At 48.1% G+C, this 618-nt stretch carries 1 protein-coding gene; it reads right to left on the bottom strand.

From position 1 onward, the window contains the following. Positions 1 to 618: hypothetical protein (locus KP705_RS16150; RefSeq protein ID WP_215764978.1), on the bottom strand; the 618-nt coding region annotated here is incomplete at both ends.

Here is a 618-nt window from a genome sequence, read left to right as displayed (position 1 = left end):
ATACTTCCCCTTATTCGGGAGAATGTTATCAATCCAATAGGTCAGCTCATTCCTCAACTGGCGACGCTCAGCAACAGCAACAGCAGGAATGAACATGATATGCCTAAACTGTTCATCCATCTGCTTAGCTAATCCAGACAGCAAACCCACCTTGAAAAAGGTGCCATCCTGCTTCTTACGCCTAGACGGAATCCCCAGACCTTCAAGCCTGTCAGCAATGCGATCAGATTGAAGCCTTATGGCCTCATCCCTGCCAATGCGTTCAAGATGTTTAAACACATCAACCTTGTTCCCACTGTTGCGACGAAGAAGCTCATAAAAACCTATCCGAGAAGATGACTCACACCCATTCTCAGACGGTCCTGCATCAAAAATCTCTCCGCGTGATTMCTTCGCTTCCTTAACCTCTGGAACGTATTCTAAACCACCAGCAGGAAGCCTGAAGCGTCGCCTGTCTTCCTGTTCCGAACGACACGCAAAACGCAGATTCTCATCAGCAGAATAATCCCGAGCTATAAGCCCAAGGTGCTTGCAGTCAGCAGATATCAGCCAGCAGATATCATCAACAGACCACCCCAGATGGAACACATGCCCAAGCCATGAACGAGGATAATACCC

The sequence above is a fragment of the Gluconobacter sp. P1D12_c genome, from assembly GCF_018812105.1.
Lineage (GTDB): Bacteria > Pseudomonadota > Alphaproteobacteria > Acetobacterales > Acetobacteraceae > Gluconobacter > Gluconobacter oxydans_A.
This window is presented reverse-complemented; position numbering and strand designations above follow the sequence as displayed.